The sequence below is a fragment of the Agromyces rhizosphaerae genome (genome assembly GCF_027925245.1).
GTDB classification, from domain to species: domain Bacteria; phylum Actinomycetota; class Actinomycetes; order Actinomycetales; family Microbacteriaceae; genus Agromyces; species Agromyces rhizosphaerae.
On record NZ_BSDP01000001.1, the window covers coordinates 1073817 to 1087579 of the forward strand.

Annotated in this window: 16 protein-coding genes and 1 tRNA gene; 6 read left to right on the plus strand and 11 right to left on the minus strand. The window is 72.1% G+C overall.

Going from position 1 to position 13763, the window contains the following annotated elements; genetic code table 11:
- Window positions 1-8: 8 nt before the first annotated feature.
- The 9 genes from QMG39_RS05080 to QMG39_RS05120 form a co-directional block, all read right to left on the minus strand.
- Complete coding sequence (locus tag QMG39_RS05080; protein ID WP_281882787.1) at window positions 9-902, minus strand: FHA domain-containing protein; 894 nt, start codon at window positions 900-902, stop codon at window positions 9-11.
- Window positions 903-912: 10 nt separating this feature from the next.
- A complete protein-coding gene (locus tag QMG39_RS05085; RefSeq protein WP_281882788.1) occupies window positions 913-1260 on the minus strand; it encodes an iron chaperone in 348 nt (115 codons plus the stop codon).
- A 38-nt stretch (window positions 1261-1298) separates the two neighbouring features.
- Window positions 1299-1784 (minus strand): hypothetical protein, encoded by a 486-nt coding sequence (locus tag QMG39_RS05090; RefSeq protein ID WP_281882789.1) that lies wholly within the window; start codon window positions 1782-1784, stop codon window positions 1299-1301.
- A 135-nt stretch (window positions 1785-1919) separates the two neighbouring features.
- Window positions 1920-2609, minus strand: a complete 690-nt coding sequence (rplA, locus tag QMG39_RS05095) for a 50S ribosomal protein L1 (RefSeq protein ID WP_281882790.1) — start codon at window positions 2607-2609, stop codon at window positions 1920-1922.
- Between the two features lie 108 nt (window positions 2610-2717).
- On the minus strand, window positions 2718-3146 hold the full coding sequence (gene rplK, locus QMG39_RS05100) for a 50S ribosomal protein L11 (RefSeq protein WP_281882791.1): 429 nt from the start codon (window positions 3144-3146) through the stop codon (window positions 2718-2720).
- Between the two features lie 139 nt (window positions 3147-3285).
- Window positions 3286-4209, minus strand: a complete 924-nt coding sequence (gene nusG, locus QMG39_RS05105; RefSeq protein ID WP_281882792.1) for a transcription termination/antitermination protein NusG — start codon at window positions 4207-4209, stop codon at window positions 3286-3288.
- Window positions 4210-4278: 69 nt separating this feature from the next.
- Window positions 4279-4554, minus strand: a complete 276-nt coding sequence (gene secE, locus QMG39_RS05110; RefSeq protein WP_281882793.1) for a preprotein translocase subunit SecE — start codon at window positions 4552-4554, stop codon at window positions 4279-4281.
- A 40-nt stretch (window positions 4555-4594) separates the two neighbouring features.
- Window positions 4595-4667: transfer RNA gene (locus QMG39_RS05115), tRNA-Trp, on the minus strand.
- A 178-nt stretch (window positions 4668-4845) separates the two neighbouring features.
- On the minus strand, window positions 4846-5784 hold the full coding sequence (locus QMG39_RS05120; protein ID WP_281882794.1) for a cytochrome b/b6 domain-containing protein: 939 nt from the start codon (window positions 5782-5784) through the stop codon (window positions 4846-4848).
- A 111-nt stretch (window positions 5785-5895) separates the two neighbouring features.
- Between QMG39_RS05120 and QMG39_RS05125 the strand changes: the two genes are divergently transcribed.
- Together QMG39_RS05125 and dgt are read left to right on the plus strand one after the other, a co-directional pair.
- Complete coding sequence (locus tag QMG39_RS05125; RefSeq protein ID WP_281882795.1) at window positions 5896-7122, plus strand: pyridoxal phosphate-dependent aminotransferase; 1227 nt, start codon at window positions 5896-5898, stop codon at window positions 7120-7122.
- A gap of 7 nt (window positions 7123-7129) precedes the next feature.
- On the plus strand, window positions 7130-8641 hold the full coding sequence (gene dgt, locus QMG39_RS05130; RefSeq protein WP_281882796.1) for a dGTP triphosphohydrolase: 1512 nt from the start codon (window positions 7130-7132) through the stop codon (window positions 8639-8641).
- Here dgt and QMG39_RS05135 read toward each other — a convergent pair.
- Window positions 8629-9528, minus strand: a complete 900-nt coding sequence (locus tag QMG39_RS05135; protein ID WP_281882797.1) for a LysR family transcriptional regulator ArgP — start codon at window positions 9526-9528, stop codon at window positions 8629-8631. The two genes, dgt and QMG39_RS05135, sit on opposite strands and share 13 nt — an antisense overlap.
- Window positions 9529-9598: 70 nt before the next feature.
- On the opposite strand from QMG39_RS05135, the gene QMG39_RS05140 reads away from it, so the two are divergent.
- The gene (locus tag QMG39_RS05140; RefSeq protein WP_281882798.1) at window positions 9599-10270 is read left to right on the plus strand and encodes a LysE/ArgO family amino acid transporter; all 672 of its coding nucleotides are present in this window, start codon (window positions 9599-9601) and stop codon (window positions 10268-10270) included.
- A 252-nt stretch (window positions 10271-10522) separates the two neighbouring features.
- Entirely contained in the window at window positions 10523-11527 is a 1005-nt protein-coding gene (locus tag QMG39_RS05145; protein ID WP_281882799.1) for an isopenicillin N synthase family dioxygenase, read from the plus strand.
- A gap of 48 nt (window positions 11528-11575) precedes the next feature.
- Here the strand turns inward: QMG39_RS05145 and QMG39_RS05150 are convergent, their stop codons facing one another.
- Window positions 11576-11857 carry a three-helix bundle dimerization domain-containing protein gene (locus tag QMG39_RS05150; RefSeq protein WP_281882800.1) on the minus strand — a complete coding sequence of 94 codons (282 nt, stop codon included), beginning with the start codon at window positions 11855-11857 and terminating at the stop codon, window positions 11576-11578.
- Between the two features lie 167 nt (window positions 11858-12024).
- Here QMG39_RS05150 and QMG39_RS05155 point away from each other — a divergent pair, with 167 nt between their 5' ends.
- Entirely contained in the window at window positions 12025-12945 is a 921-nt protein-coding gene (locus QMG39_RS05155; RefSeq protein ID WP_281882801.1) for an ABC transporter ATP-binding protein, read from the plus strand.
- Window positions 12942-13751, plus strand: coding sequence for an ABC transporter permease (locus QMG39_RS05160; RefSeq protein ID WP_281882802.1), 810 nt, complete (start codon window positions 12942-12944; stop codon window positions 13749-13751). The genes QMG39_RS05155 and QMG39_RS05160 overlap by 4 nt, the downstream gene beginning before the upstream one ends.
- Window positions 13752-13763: the final 12 nt, after the last annotated feature.

Sequence of the window (13763 nt, forward strand, 5' to 3'; positions counted from 1 at the left end):
GCCGACGCTCAGCCGACCCCGGTCGCCCGGACGACCACCGCGACGAGTGCGACGAGCAGCCCCCCACCGAGGCCGACCGCGGCGATCGCGACGACCGACGCGACGGCGACGGTGACCCTGCCCGCGGGCGAGGCGGCGGGGATGCGCGGCGCCTCGGTGGTGGCCGACTGGGAGCCGCCCGCACGCGGCCGGGTGGTGGGCTCGGTCGGCGGGGCGGGCGCTCCCGGGGTCGCCGTCGGCGGCCCGGGGGCCCCCGCCACCGCGTCGGGCGCCGCCGCGCCGCCACCCGGGCTCGGCATCGGCGCGTGCGGCTCGTGCGCGCGGGCCGCCCGCTCCTGGCGCACGATCGAGATCGCCGACGCGGCCAGCCCCGCCAGCGGGGCGGCCACGAGCAGCGCGGTGCCGATCGCTCCGCCCGTCGCCACCACGCCCAGCACGATCGCCGCGACCGCCACGGCCTCCACGAGCCCGCCGACGACGAGCACCCGCGCGAGTCGGATGCGCCGCCGGCCCGACGCAGGCGTCCGCGGATGCGCGGCGGCGCCCGGGCGGGGCGGAGCGACGTCGGGCCGCACGGCGCCCTCGAACGCGAGCTCGACGGCCGCGATGCGCACGTGATCGCCCGGCACCAGCGGCTGCGCGCTCGTGACCGGCCGGTCGTTGACCATGGTGCCGTTGGTCGAGCCGAGGTCGGTCAGCCGCACGGTGTCGCCGGTGCGCTCCACCCGGGCGTGGACGCGACTCACCCCGGCGTCCTCGAGCACCAGCTCGAGATCGCCCTTGCGCCCGATGGTGCTGCGGCCCGGTGGGATCTCGAGCCGTTCACCCGCGCGCCGGCCCTCGACCACGAGGAACGCCGGCGCACGGTGCCCCCCTGGCACGCTGGTCTCCGCTGCCGTCACGAGCCCCCTCTCAGCCGCCGTCGATCTGCGCGCGCCGGGCCTCGACCAGCCGGTCGAGTACCTCGTCGGGAACCGGCTGCTCCGCCGAGAAGCGGATCGTGCCCTTCGAGAGCGAGAAGCCCTCGAGATCGGATGCCACCGCCTCCACCGCCTCCGGACTGAACGGGTAGATGCCGAGATGCCCCTTCGCCGCATGCACGGCGAGCAGCGGCTTCCCCCGATACCGCAGCGCGGGCATGCCGTAGCCGCGCCCCTCCTCGGCCTCGGGGACGAGCGCGCGGGCCCGGTCGAACACGCGCCGCACCGCCTCGCGGTCGGGGCCCTCGAGCGAGTCGACGTACACGGTGACTTCCCCCATGACGGCATCCTGCCACCGGTCGGCGGGGCGCGCACCCCTCACACGGGTCGCAGGTGCCCCATCGGTGCGGGATCCGTGGCCGGGTCGGAATCGTGCGCACGCGACCCGACGCCCGGCGGGACGGCGACACCGCGATCGGGCACCGGCACCTGCGGCGCGGGGACCGGCCGGGTCTGCCGGCGCGGCCGCGATCGCCGCGACGGCCGGCTCGAGCTCCTCGCCGAGCGGCGGGCGCGCCAGGCGCGCATCTGGATGCGGTCGGCGCGGTGCGCGCCGGTGCCGATGTAGAGCGCCAGCATCGTGGCCGCCACGGCGACGTAGAAGCTGTGCAGCACCCAGATCGGCCCGATCGGCAGCGTGAAGATGTAGAGCGAGTAGATCAGGTTGGCGATGTTCAGCAGCACCAGGTTGCCGAGGCTGTAGGAGTGCAGGTCCCTCGTCACGATCGCCTTCCGCAGCATCGGGAAGTGGCTGATCGCGAACATCGCCGTGGCGATTGCACCTGCGAGGACTATGACGTCCATGCTCCGGAGGGTACTCCCCTGCGCGGGGGACCGTATCGGGGGAATCCCCCAAAAGGCGCCTGACCGGGCGCAGGCGTCCGGGAACGACGAAGGGCCCGCCGATCGGCGGGCCCTTCGCGCGAGTCGACGGATCGACTAGATGCTGTTGACGTCCAGCGGGATGCCGGGGCCGAAGGTGGTCGAGACCGAGCCCTTCTGGATGTAGCGGCCCTTGGCGCTCGACGGCTTGAGGCGCACGACCTCCTCGAGGGCGGTCGCGATGTTCTCGTTGAGCTGCTCGGCGGTGAAGCCGGCCTTGCCGACGACGAAGTGCACGTTGGCGTGCTTGTCGACGCGGAACTCGATCTTGCCGCCCTTGATGTCGGACACGGCCTTGGCCGGGTTCGGGGTGACGGTGCCGGTCTTCGGGTTCGGCATGAGGCCGCGCGGGCCGAGCACCTTGCCGAGACGGCCGACCTGGCCCATGAGCTCGGGGGTCGCGACCGCGGCGTCGAAGGCGGTGTAGCCGTCGGCGACCTTCGCGATCAGGTCGGCGCCGCCGACCTCGTCCGCACCGGCGGCGATGGCGGCCTCGGCCGCGTCACCGGTCGCGAACACGATCACGCGGGCGGTCTTGCCCGTGCCGTGCGGGAGGATGACGGTGCCGCGCACCATCTGGTCCGCCTTGCGGGGGTCGACGTTGAGCTTGAGCGCGACCTCGACGGTCGAGTCGAACTTCGCCGAACCGGTCTCCTTCGCGAGCGCGACGGCCTCGGTCGGGGTGTAGTACTTGCCGGCCTCGATCTTCTCGGCCGCGGCCCGGTAGGCCTTGGACTTCTGTGCCATGTTGGTTCTCCTTGAAGAGTGTGTGGTCATCGCGCCTGGCCGGCGCTGCCACGAAAATGTCTGGTGACGAGCGGATGCCGCTTGGCGGAGGCATCCGCTGATCGAGGCTTACTCGACCGTGATGCCCATCGAACGAGCGGTGCCCGCGATGATCTTCGAGGCGGCGTCGATGTCGTTCGCGTTGAGGTCGGCCATCTTCTGCTGGGCGATCTCGCGGACCTGGTCCTGCGAGATCTTGCCGACCTTGGTGGTGTGCGGAACGCCCGAGCCCTTGGCCACGCCCGCGGCCTTCTTGATGAGCTCTGCGGCCGGCGGGGTCTTGAGCACGAACGTGAACGAGCGGTCCTCGTACACGGTGATCTCGACGGGGATCACGTTGCCGCGCTGCGACTCGGTCGCCGCGTTGTACGCCTTGCAGAACTCCATGATGTTCACGCCGTGCTGGCCCAGTGCGGGGCCGATCGGCGGAGCGGGGTTCGCGGCGCCGGCGTTGATCTGAAGCTTGATCAGACCAGTGACCTTCTTCTTCGGTGCCATGGTTTTCTCTCTTTCTGTTCGAACGCCCCCTGGCGGGGCACTCTCCCGCGCGCCCGGCCTGTCCGGGCGGCGGTGGTCTGGATGTCTGTGGTGCTCGAGGAGCGGATGCCCCGAGCGGATGCCCCGGGGCGGATGCCCGCTAGAGCTTGGTGACCTGGTCGAAGCTGAGCTCGACCGGGGTCTCGCGCTCGAACAGGGAGACGAGCACGGTGAGCTTGCCGCTCTCGGGCTTGATCTCGCTGATCGAACCGGGCAGGCCCGCGAACGAGCCATCCTTGATGGTGATCGTCTCGCCGACCTCGAAGTCGACCTCGGCGGGGATCGGACGCGCTGCGGCGGCGCCGCCCGCGGCCTTGCCGGCCTTGACGGGCGCCTCCTTCGGCTCGACGAGGCTCTTCAGCATGCCGAAGGCCTCCTCGAAGCGGAGCGGGGTCGGGTTGTGCGCGTTGCCCACGAAGCCGGTGACGCCCGGGGTGTGGCGGATGACCGACCAGCTCTCCTCGTTGAGCTCCATGCGCACGAGCACGTAGCCGGGGATGCGCACGCGGTTGACCATCTTGCGCTGGCCGTTCTTGATCTCGACCACGTCTTCCATCGGGACCTCGACCTGGTAGACGTAGTCCGCCATGGCCATGGTCTCGCGGCGCTGCTCGATGTTCGCCTTCACGCGGCGCTCGAAGCCTGCGTAGGAGTGGATGACGTACCACTTGCCCGGGAGGAAGCGCAGCTCGCGCCGGAACTCCTCGTAGGGGTCGTGCGCCTCTTCCTCTTCCTCCTCGGTGGCCTCGGCCGCAGCCTCGGCCTCCTCGGCGCTGTCGACGTCGAGTGCGTCGTCGACGACCTTGTCGGCCTCGGGGTCGCTCGCCTCGGCGAGCGAGTCGAGCACGGCGTCGAGGTCGACGTCGTTGCCCTCGTCGTCGACGATGTGCACCGCGCGGTGTTCAGCGGGCTCGACCGACTGCTCGTCGCGCGCCAGCGAGTTGCCCTCCTGGGCCTCGTCGTCCTCGGACGACTGCTCGGCAGCGGTCGCCCAGTCGACGTCCTCGCGCTCAGTCTTTGCCACGTGTTCTCAGTCCTTCGATTTCGGTTCCGGGGGCGGATCGCGCCGCCGCTCGTCAGGCCCGGCCCGGATCTAGACGCCCGGCGTACCGAAGACGTAGATCACGAGCCAGCTGAAGACCTGGTCGAGGCCCCACACGATGCCCATCATGATGAGCACGAAGACCAGCACGACGATGGTGAAGCTCACCAGCTCGCGCCGGGTCGGGGTGACGACCTTCTTCAGTTCTGCGATGACCTGTCGGATGAACAGGGCGATCCGGGCGAACGGGTTGCGCTGAGCCGCGCGATCCTGCTTCGCCTTGGCGACGACATCCTCGCTGGGTTCGTCGGTTACTCTTCGGGCCACCTCGTACACCTTTCATGGGCCGGCATTCACTGCCGACTCGCAGGGCGGACAGGACTCGAACCTGCAACCTGCGGTTTTGGAGACCGCTGCTCTACCAATTGAGCCACCGCCCTTCGACCGCGCACATCGCGGCCGACGGTGTCATGAACGTGCGGCTTCCTCGTGCCCGTCAGTCGTGGGATTCGCCCCGGTTGCGGGCACGGAGAAGCTTGGCTGCGTTCACAACCTCAGACAGTCTAGGTGATGCCGCGCGGCCAGTCCAACCGAGCCATGCTCAGCCCCCGGGCCCGCTCAGCCCCAGGTCTGGCCGGAGCGCGCGGCGATGCGCTTCAGCAGCGCGGGGCGCGCCAGCACCCACGCCGCGACCATCACGACGACCGAGAGCGCGAAGACCACGAGCCCGAGCCAGGTCTCGGTGTCGCGGGCCAGGTACATGTGGTCGAGGTTGCGCAGGATGCCGGTGGCGAGCACCAGCGTGACGTGCACCGCCGTGAAGACCAGGAAGTACAGCATGACCGGGTAGTGCACGGCTCGGGCGAGCCGCTCGGGGAAGGCGCGGTTCAGCCCTGACGCCTGCTGCGGCCAGACCGACGAGAGCCGCAGCCCCGTGACGAACGCGAGCGGCGCGGCGATGAACACGGTCGCGAAGTACGACAGCAGCTGCAGCCCGTTGTACGTCGCCCAGCCGTCGTGCACGGGCCAGTCGAGCGAGGCGTACTGGATGCCGGCCGAGATCGCGTTCGGCACGATGTCCCAGCTCGTGGGCACGATCCGCATCCACGCGCCGGTCGCGAACAGCAGCACGACGTACAGCACGCCGTTCAGCATCCACAGCGCGTCGACCCAGAGGTGCAGCCAGAGGTCGATGCCGATGCGCCGCGGCGCGCCCTTCGTGCGGATGCCCCGGGTGTTGTCGCGCCTCCAGAAGACCTTCGGGCGCTGCTTCGCCCGCAGCACGAGCCCGGTCTTCACGAGCAGCACGAGGAAGAACGCGTTCAGGAAGTGCTGCCAGGCGAGCCAGGCGGGAATGCCGACGGGCGCGCCCTCCGGCAGCGCCGACGTGCCGGGGTAGGCGGCGATGAACTCCTCGATCGCCGGCAGGGTGCGCAGCCAGCGCGCGACGAGCACGACGACGACCAGCGCCGCGAGCGCGACGAGCGACCACAGCAGCACCGCGCGCCATCGGGGGCGGCGGCTGCCCGTGGCATCCGGTGTCGTCTTCTGTTGCATCGAGTGTCCATTCTGGCAACCGCGGCACGCTCCGGCGAACCGTCCGGACGCCGCGCGCGATCGGGACGTGCCGACCTGCCCGCGGCATGCGCTCCTCGGTAGGCTGGTGGGGTGACTGCGCAGCACCGTCTCTCCGCCAGAATCGCCGCCATCGCCGAGTCCGCGACCCTGAAGGTCGACGCGAAGGCGAAGGCCCTCAAGGCCGAGGGCCGGCCCATCATCTCCTACGCCGCGGGCGAACCCGACTTCGCGACGCCCGAGCACATCGTCGAGGCCGCGCTCGAGGCCGTGCGCGACCCGCGCAACCACCGCTACACGCCCGCGGCCGGCCTGCCCGACCTGCGCGAGGCGGTCGCCGCGAAGACGCTGCGCGACTCGGGCCTCGAGGTCGCGCCGAGCCAGGTGGTCGTGACCAACGGCGGCAAGCAGGCCGTGTACCAGGCGTTCCAGGTGCTCGTCGACCCGGGCGACGAGGTGCTCGTGCCGACCCCGTACTGGACCACCTACCCCGAGGCGATCGGCCTCGCCGGCGGCACCCAGGTCGACGTGTTCGCGGGCGCCGACCAGGGCTACCGGGTCACGGTCGACCAGCTCGAGGCCGCGCGCACCCCGCGCACCAAGGTGCTGCTCTTCGTCTCCCCCTCGAACCCGACGGGCGCGGTCTACACGGCCGAGCAGACCCGCGAGATCGGCGAGTGGGCGCTCGAGCACGGCATCTGGGTGATCACCGACGAGATCTACCAGAACCTCACCTACGCCGACATCGACGGCGACCCGGATGCCGCGCCCCCGCGCGCGACCTCGATCGTCGAGGCCGTCCCGGCGCTCGCCGACACCACGATCCTGGTCAACGGCGTCGCCAAGACCTACGCGATGACGGGCTGGCGCCTGGGCTGGATGGTCGGCCCCGCCGACGTCATGAAGGGCGCGGCGAACCTGCAGTCGCACCTGACCTCGAACGTGTCGAACATCTCGCAGCGCGCCGCGATCGCCGCGCTGAACGGCCCGCAGGAGCCGGTCGAGCAGATGCGCCGCGCGTTCGACCGCCGTCGCCGCACGATCGTCGCCGAGCTGTCGAAGATCGACGGGGTGACCGTGCCGGTGCCCGAGGGCGCGTTCTACGTCTACCCCGACGTGACCGGCCTGCTCGGCCGCGAGTGGGCGGGCACCACGCCGACCACGTCGCTCGAGCTCGCCGACCTCATGCTCGAGCGGGCCGAGGTCGCCGCCGTGCCCGGCGAGGCGTTCGGCCCGAGCGGCTACCTCCGGCTCAGCTACGCGCTGGGCGACGACGCCCTGCTCGAGGGCGTGCAGCGCCTGCAGCGCCTGTTCGGGTAGCGGGCCGATGGCGCGCGCGACCCGCCTCGTGCCGGAGCCGCCGAGCAGCGCCGACGTCGTCGGCGACCACTCGCAGTTCCGTCTCGACCTCGAGCGCGTGCGCTTCTCGCCGTACTTCTCGCGCCTGTCGGCCGTGACCCAGGTGATCGGACAGCCGGGCGCGGGTCCGCTCATCCACAACCGGCTGAGCCACTCGATCAAGGTCACCGCCGTGGCGCGCGCGATCGCGGTGACGCTGGTCGACGCGGATGCCCCGACGCACGCGTTCGCCCGCGAGCACGGGTGCGACGCGGTGGCCGTGCAGGCCGCGGCGAGCGCGCACGATCTCGGTCACCCGCCGTTCGGGCACCTCGGCGAGCGCGTGCTCGACCGGCTCGCGCGCGACGCGCTGGGCCTGCCCGACGGGTTCGAGGGCAACGCGCAGACGTACCGGATCCTCGCGACGCTCGACGTGAGCGAGTCCGCGCCGCTCGGCCTGAACCTCACGGCGGCGGTGCGCAGCGCGGTCGCGAAGTACCCGTGGACCGCCCACCTCGATGCCGCGGCGCTCGGCGACGGCCCGCTCCCCCGCGGGCTCACGCGCACGCCGCGCGGGCCGCGCGTCGCGAAGTACTCGGCCTACGGGATCGACGCGGCCGACCTGCAGGCCGCCCGCGAGGGGCATCCGGCCCTGAAGCAGTCGCTCGAGTGCTCGATCATGGACATCGCCGACGACATCGCCTACTCGATCCACGACGTCGACGACTTCCACCGCGCGGGGCTCCTCGGCCAGGGCGCGGTCGCGCGCGAGTTCCGCGGCTGGATCGAGGACGGCGTGGCACTGCGGCGCCTCGACGACGAGGCGCTGCGCGGGCGCGCGGCCCCGGCCGGCAGCGCGCTCGAGGGGCTGCGCCGGAAGCTCCGCCGGGGCGACGACTGGATCGCCGACGACGACGCGTTCCGCGACGCCGTCGGCGTCGTCGCGGACGACCTGGTCGACGGGCTGCTCGCGAGCCCCTTCGACGGCTCGATCGCCGCCGAGCGCGCACTCTCGTCGTTCACGAACCGCTGGATCGGCCACCTGCAGGCGTCGGTCGAGCCCGCCCCGGCCGACGTCGTGCGCGCCGGCCCGGTGACACTGGACCGCCGCGCGTGGCACGAGGTGGAGATCCTGAAGTTCGTGCACCGGCACTTCATCCTCGACCGCTCCGACATCGTGATGTACCAGCGCGGGCTCAGCCGCGTGCTGACCCGCGCGGTCAAGGGGCTCACGGCGTGGATCCACGACGAGGACGACCGCGACCGCGTGCCGCAGCGGCTGCGCGAGCTCGTCGAGATCGCGACCGACGGGTACGCGGCGATCCGCATCGACCGGCCCGAGGGCGTGCCGCTGCCCGAGCCGTCGGCGGTGCGTGCGCTCGGCATCGGCCGCGGGGTGATCGACTACGTCGCCTCGCTCTCCGACGACCAGGCGTTCGCGGTGTCGGAGGCGATCGACGGGCGGCCCGACCGGCTCTGGGACGTCGGTCACAACCTCTGAGGACGCAGCGCGGTCGCCGCCTCCTGCGCGAGGGCCTCGGCGACGGCGTCGAGCAGAGGCGACCCGAGGTTCCACTGCTGCCAGTGCAGCGGCACGTCGACCGGCGGTCCGCCGAGCGGCACCAGGCTGCCGTCGGCGAGCTCGGCGTCCGACTGGAACCCGGGCAGCAGCCCCCAGCCGAGGCCGAGCTTGACGGCGGCGGCGAAGTCGTTCGAGGCGGGCACGAAGTGCCGGGGCGAGCCGGCCGCGTCGATGCCGCGGGCGTGCAGGTACTGCGCCTGGAGGTCGTCGCGTCGGTCGAGGTCGACGCGCGGCGCGCGGGCGAGCGCGCTCCCGTCGGCGTCGACGCTCCAGCGGGCCACGTAGTCGGGCGTCGCCACGGCCCGGTATCGCATGACGCCGAGCGGCCGCACGAGGCATCCGGCCACCGGCTCGGCGCGCGAGGTGACGGCCCCCATGACGGTGCCCGACTCGAGGAGGCCCGCGGTGAAGTCCTGGTCGTCGCGGTGCAGGTCGAAGACGACCCGGTGACGCCGCTCGACGCCGGCGAGCGCGGGCAGGAACCAGGTGGCGAGGGAGTCGGCGTTGACGGCGAGCGGCAGCACGGCGGGGCGGTCGGATGCCCCGGGGTCGCCGCCGAACGCCGCGAGCGCGTCCTGCTCGAGCAGCGCGAGCTGCCGCGCGAGGCGCACCACCACGGCGCCCGCCTCGGTCGCGCGCACGGGCCTGGCGCGCACGACGAGCACCCGCCCGAGCCGCTGCTCGAGCTGCTTGACGCGCTGCGAGACCGCCGACGGGGTCACCCGGAGCTCGGCCGCGGCGGCCTCGAACGTGCCCGCATCGACCACCGCGGCGAGCGTGCGGGCCAGGTCGAGCGGAATCTCCATGAAGCGATGCTAATGGTGCGTCAGAATCCTGAGCTGGATTTCATCGCGCGGGGCGCCTAGCGTCGCATCCGTGGATCTCACCGTGCTCGCGGCAGGCCTCGGCCTCGGCCTGTCGCTCATCATCGCCATCGGCGCGCAGAACGTGTTCGTGCTGCGCCAGGGCATCCGGCGCGAGCACGTGCTCGCGGTCGTGGCGATCTGCACGGCGAGCGACGCGGTGCTCATCGCCGCAGGCGTGGGCGGCATGGGCGCGGCGATCCAGGCCGTGCCGTGGCTCGTCGAGGTGGCGCGCTGGGCGGGCGCGGTGTTCGTCGCCGGCTACGGGGTGCTCGCGGCGCGGCGCGCGATCCGCGGCACCGACGAGGGGCTGGTGGTCGATGCAGCGGGCGACGGCACCCCCGCACCGGCGGTTGGACCCCGGGCATCCGTCACCACCACCGCACCCCGCACCCGCACGGCCCTGCTGCCGGTCGTGCTCACCTGCGTCGCGCTCACCTGGCTCAACCCGCACGTCTACCTCGACACGGTCGTGCTGCTGGGCTCGATCGGCGCCACCTACGGCGACGACCGCTGGACCTTCGCGCTCGGCGCCGCGCTCGGCAGCCTCGCCTGGTTCGCCGCGCTCGGCTACGGCGCGCGCCTGCTCGGCGGCGTGCTCGCGAGCCCGCGCGCCTGGCGCGTGCTCGACGGCGTCATCTGCGTCATCATGCTCGCGATCGCCGTCTCGCTCGTGCTAGCGTGACCGCATCGTGAGCACCAACACCTGTCGCTGCTGTCGCCGCTAGGCGGTCGTCTCCCCGACGACCCCAGGGCGCGAATCTCCGCGCCGCCGACCGCAGCCCGCTCACGCCGCATCCGACGCGCCCGCGTCCGTCCAGCGGCATCCGCTCCGGGGTCTCTCCACCCGATCGGATGCCACGGGGCCGACGCAGCAGGATGCCGGGGCCGCATCGACGGCGCACCCTCTCCCGGCACCCCTGAAAGGACCGTCATCATGACCGGCATCCCCGTACTCGACCTCTCCCTGCTGAACGGCACGCCTGCCCAGCAGGCCGCGTTCCGCGACGACCTGCGCCGCGCGACCCACGAGGTCGGCTTCTTCTCGCTCGTGGGCCACGGCGTGCCCGTCGGGCTCATCGACCGCGCCTACGAGGTCGCGCGTGCGTTCTTCGCGCTGCCCGAGTCGCACAAGCTCGCGATCGAGAACGTCGATTCGCCGCACTTCCGCGGCTATACGCGCATGGGCGGCGAGCGCACGCAGGGCCGCGTCGACATCCGCGAGCAGATCGACATCGGCGCCGAGCGCCCCGCCGTGCCCGCGGGCGACGACGTGCCCGACTACTGGACCCTGCAGGGCCCGAACCTCTGGCCCGGGGCGCTGCCCGAGCTGCGCGAGGTCGCCGAGGAGTGGATCGCGCGCCTCGACGAGGTGGGCACGCGCCTGCTGCGCGCCTGGGCCGAGGCGCTGGGGGCGCCCGCCGACACCTTCGACGCCGCGTTCACGCCGTCGACGCCGTACCTGAAGATCGTGCGCTACCCCGGCGTCGAGGCCGAGCAGCCCGCGCAGGGCGTGGGCGCGCACAAGGACCTCGGCGTGCTCACGCTGCTCTCGGTGGAGGACGGCAAGGCGGGCCTCCAGGTCGAGAAGGACGGCGAGTGGATCGACGTGACCCCGCCGCCCGGCGCGTTCGTGGTGAACATCGGCGAGCTGCTCGAGATCGCGACCGACGGCTACCTCAAGGCCACGCTGCACCGGGTGGTCTCACCCGAGCCCGGCACCGAGCGCATCTCGATCCCGTACTTCCACGGGCCCTCGCTCGACGCGCGCATCCCCTCGATCGCGCTGCCCCCGGCGCTCGCCGCCGAGGCCGCGGGCGCGACCGACGACCCGGCGAACCCGCTGCACGCGGTGTTCGGCGAGAACTGGCTGAAGAGCCGGCTGCGTGCGCACCCGAACGTGGTCGAGGCGCAGCATCCGCACCTGCTCGTGGGGGCCTAGCTGCACCGACCCCGCCCGGGTCGGATGCCGCGGGGCCTCCGGGTGCGCTCAGGGCGCGGCGACCTGCCGCGCCGGGGGCGCACCCGCTCCCGGCTGAACCGGAACCGGCGCGGTGCTGCCCCGGCGGATCTGCCGCAGCTGCTCCTTGGCGCCGTGCTCGACGAGCACCGGCACGTACTCGCGGATCGGGTTGCCCTCCATCCCGTCGTGCACGTGGTGCACCACGTCGGAAACGACCCCGCGGGGCAGTTCGGTGAACCTCTCGGAGAGGCGGTCGACGACCTGTTCGACCTCGGCGTGCTCGTCACGGTTGCGCTCGATGGCTGCCATGGGGGCGATGCTGCCCGGGTCAGGTGTGTATCGGCTGTGAGTCGGCGATGGGTCGCCGATGGGTTGCCGGCACCGGCAGGAGGAGCGGGCATCCCCCGATCGGTGGATGCCGGAAATCCGGCGTCCGGGCGCTACCGGGCGGCATCCGTCGCTGCCACCTTGGAAGCATGAACGAGACGGATGCCGCGATGAGCGGCCGAGACGCGGAGGCGGCGCTCTACGTGCGCGGCCTCACCAAGCACTACGGGTCCGTCGCCGCGGTCGACGACATCACGTTCGAGATCGCACGCGGCGAGACCTTCGCACTGCTCGGGCCGAACGGCGCGGGCAAGTCCACCACCATCGAGATCCTCGAGGGATACCGCAAGCGCTCCGGCGGCGAGGCATCCGTCCTGGGCGTCGACCCGGCCCACGGCAAGCTCGACTGGAAGGCCCGGCTCGGCATCGTGCTGCAGTCGACCGGCGAGCAGGGCGCCTTCACCGTGCGCGAGCAGCTCGCCCACTTCGCCGGGTTCTACCCGAACCCGCGCGACGTCGACGAGGTGATCGCCGCGGTCGGGCTCGAGCACAAGGCCAAGACGCGCATCGCGAAGCTCTCCGGCGGTCAGCGCCGGCGCGTCGACGTGGCGCTCGGCATCGTGGGCCGACCGGAACTGCTGTTCCTCGACGAGCCGACCACGGGCTTCGACCCGCAGGCCCGGCGCGACTTCTGGACGCTCATCCGCGACCTGAAGCGCGAGGGCACGACCATCCTGCTCACCACGCACTACCTCGACGAGGCGGCGCAGCTCAGCGACCGCGCCGGCGTGATCGCCGGCGGCAAGCTGGTCGACATCGGCGCGATCGACGAGATCGGCGGCGCCGAGGCGCGCGTGCCGATCGTGCGCTGGCGCGAGGCCGACGGCACGCCCCGCGAGGAGCGCACCGACCGCCCCGGCACGCTGGTCGCCGCGATCGTCGAGCGCATCGGGCGCGAGCCCGCGGGCCTCGAGATCGTGCGCCCGAGCCTGGAGGACATCTACCTGGAGCTCGTCGGCGAGGCCGCCGAGCTGTCGCACCAGCAGCAGACCGAGGAGGTCGCATCATGAGCATCATGACCACCGGCGCGTCACGCGTCGGCTACGAGACCAAGGGGTACTTCCGCACCCCCGACGCGGTGTTCTTCACCTTCCTGTTCCCCGTGGTGATGCTGGCGATCTTCGCTACCGCGTTCAGCTCCATGGGCGACATCACCCCCGGCCCGGGAATGGAGGGCGTGAGCTTCGCGGAGTACTACCTGCCCGGCCTGCTCGCCGCGGGACTGCTGCTCTCGGGCGTGCAGAACCTCGCGGTCGACATCGCCGGCGAGAAGGGCGACGGCACCCTGAAGCGCCTCGGCGGCACCCCGCTGTCGCCGATCGCGTTCTTCATCGGCAAGATGGGCCAGGTCTTCGTGACCGGCGTGCTGCAGGCGGCACTGCTGCTCGTGGTGGCCGCGGTGTTCTTCGGTGTCGGCCTGCCGACCGAGCCGGAGAAGTGGGTCACCTTCGCGTGGGTGTTCGTGCTCGGCATCGCCACCTCGGCGCTGCTCGGCGTGGCCCTCTCGTCGGTGCCCCGCTCGGCCAAGTCCGCGACCGCGGTCGTCATCCCGATCGTGCTGGTGCTGCAGTTCATCTCGGGCGTGTACCTGCAGTTCTACCAACTGCCCGAGTGGATGCAGAACATCGCCAGCGTCTTCCCGCTGAAGTGGATGGCGCAGGGCATGCGCGCGGTGTTCCTGCCCGAGGACTTCGAGGTGCTCGAGCAGACCGGCACCTGGGACCTCGGCGGCGTCGCGATCGCGCTGCTCATCTGGCTGGTCGTCGGCCTCGTGATCTCGCGGGTGACGTTCCGCTGGATCCGCCGCGACGCGTGACAGGCTGAGCAC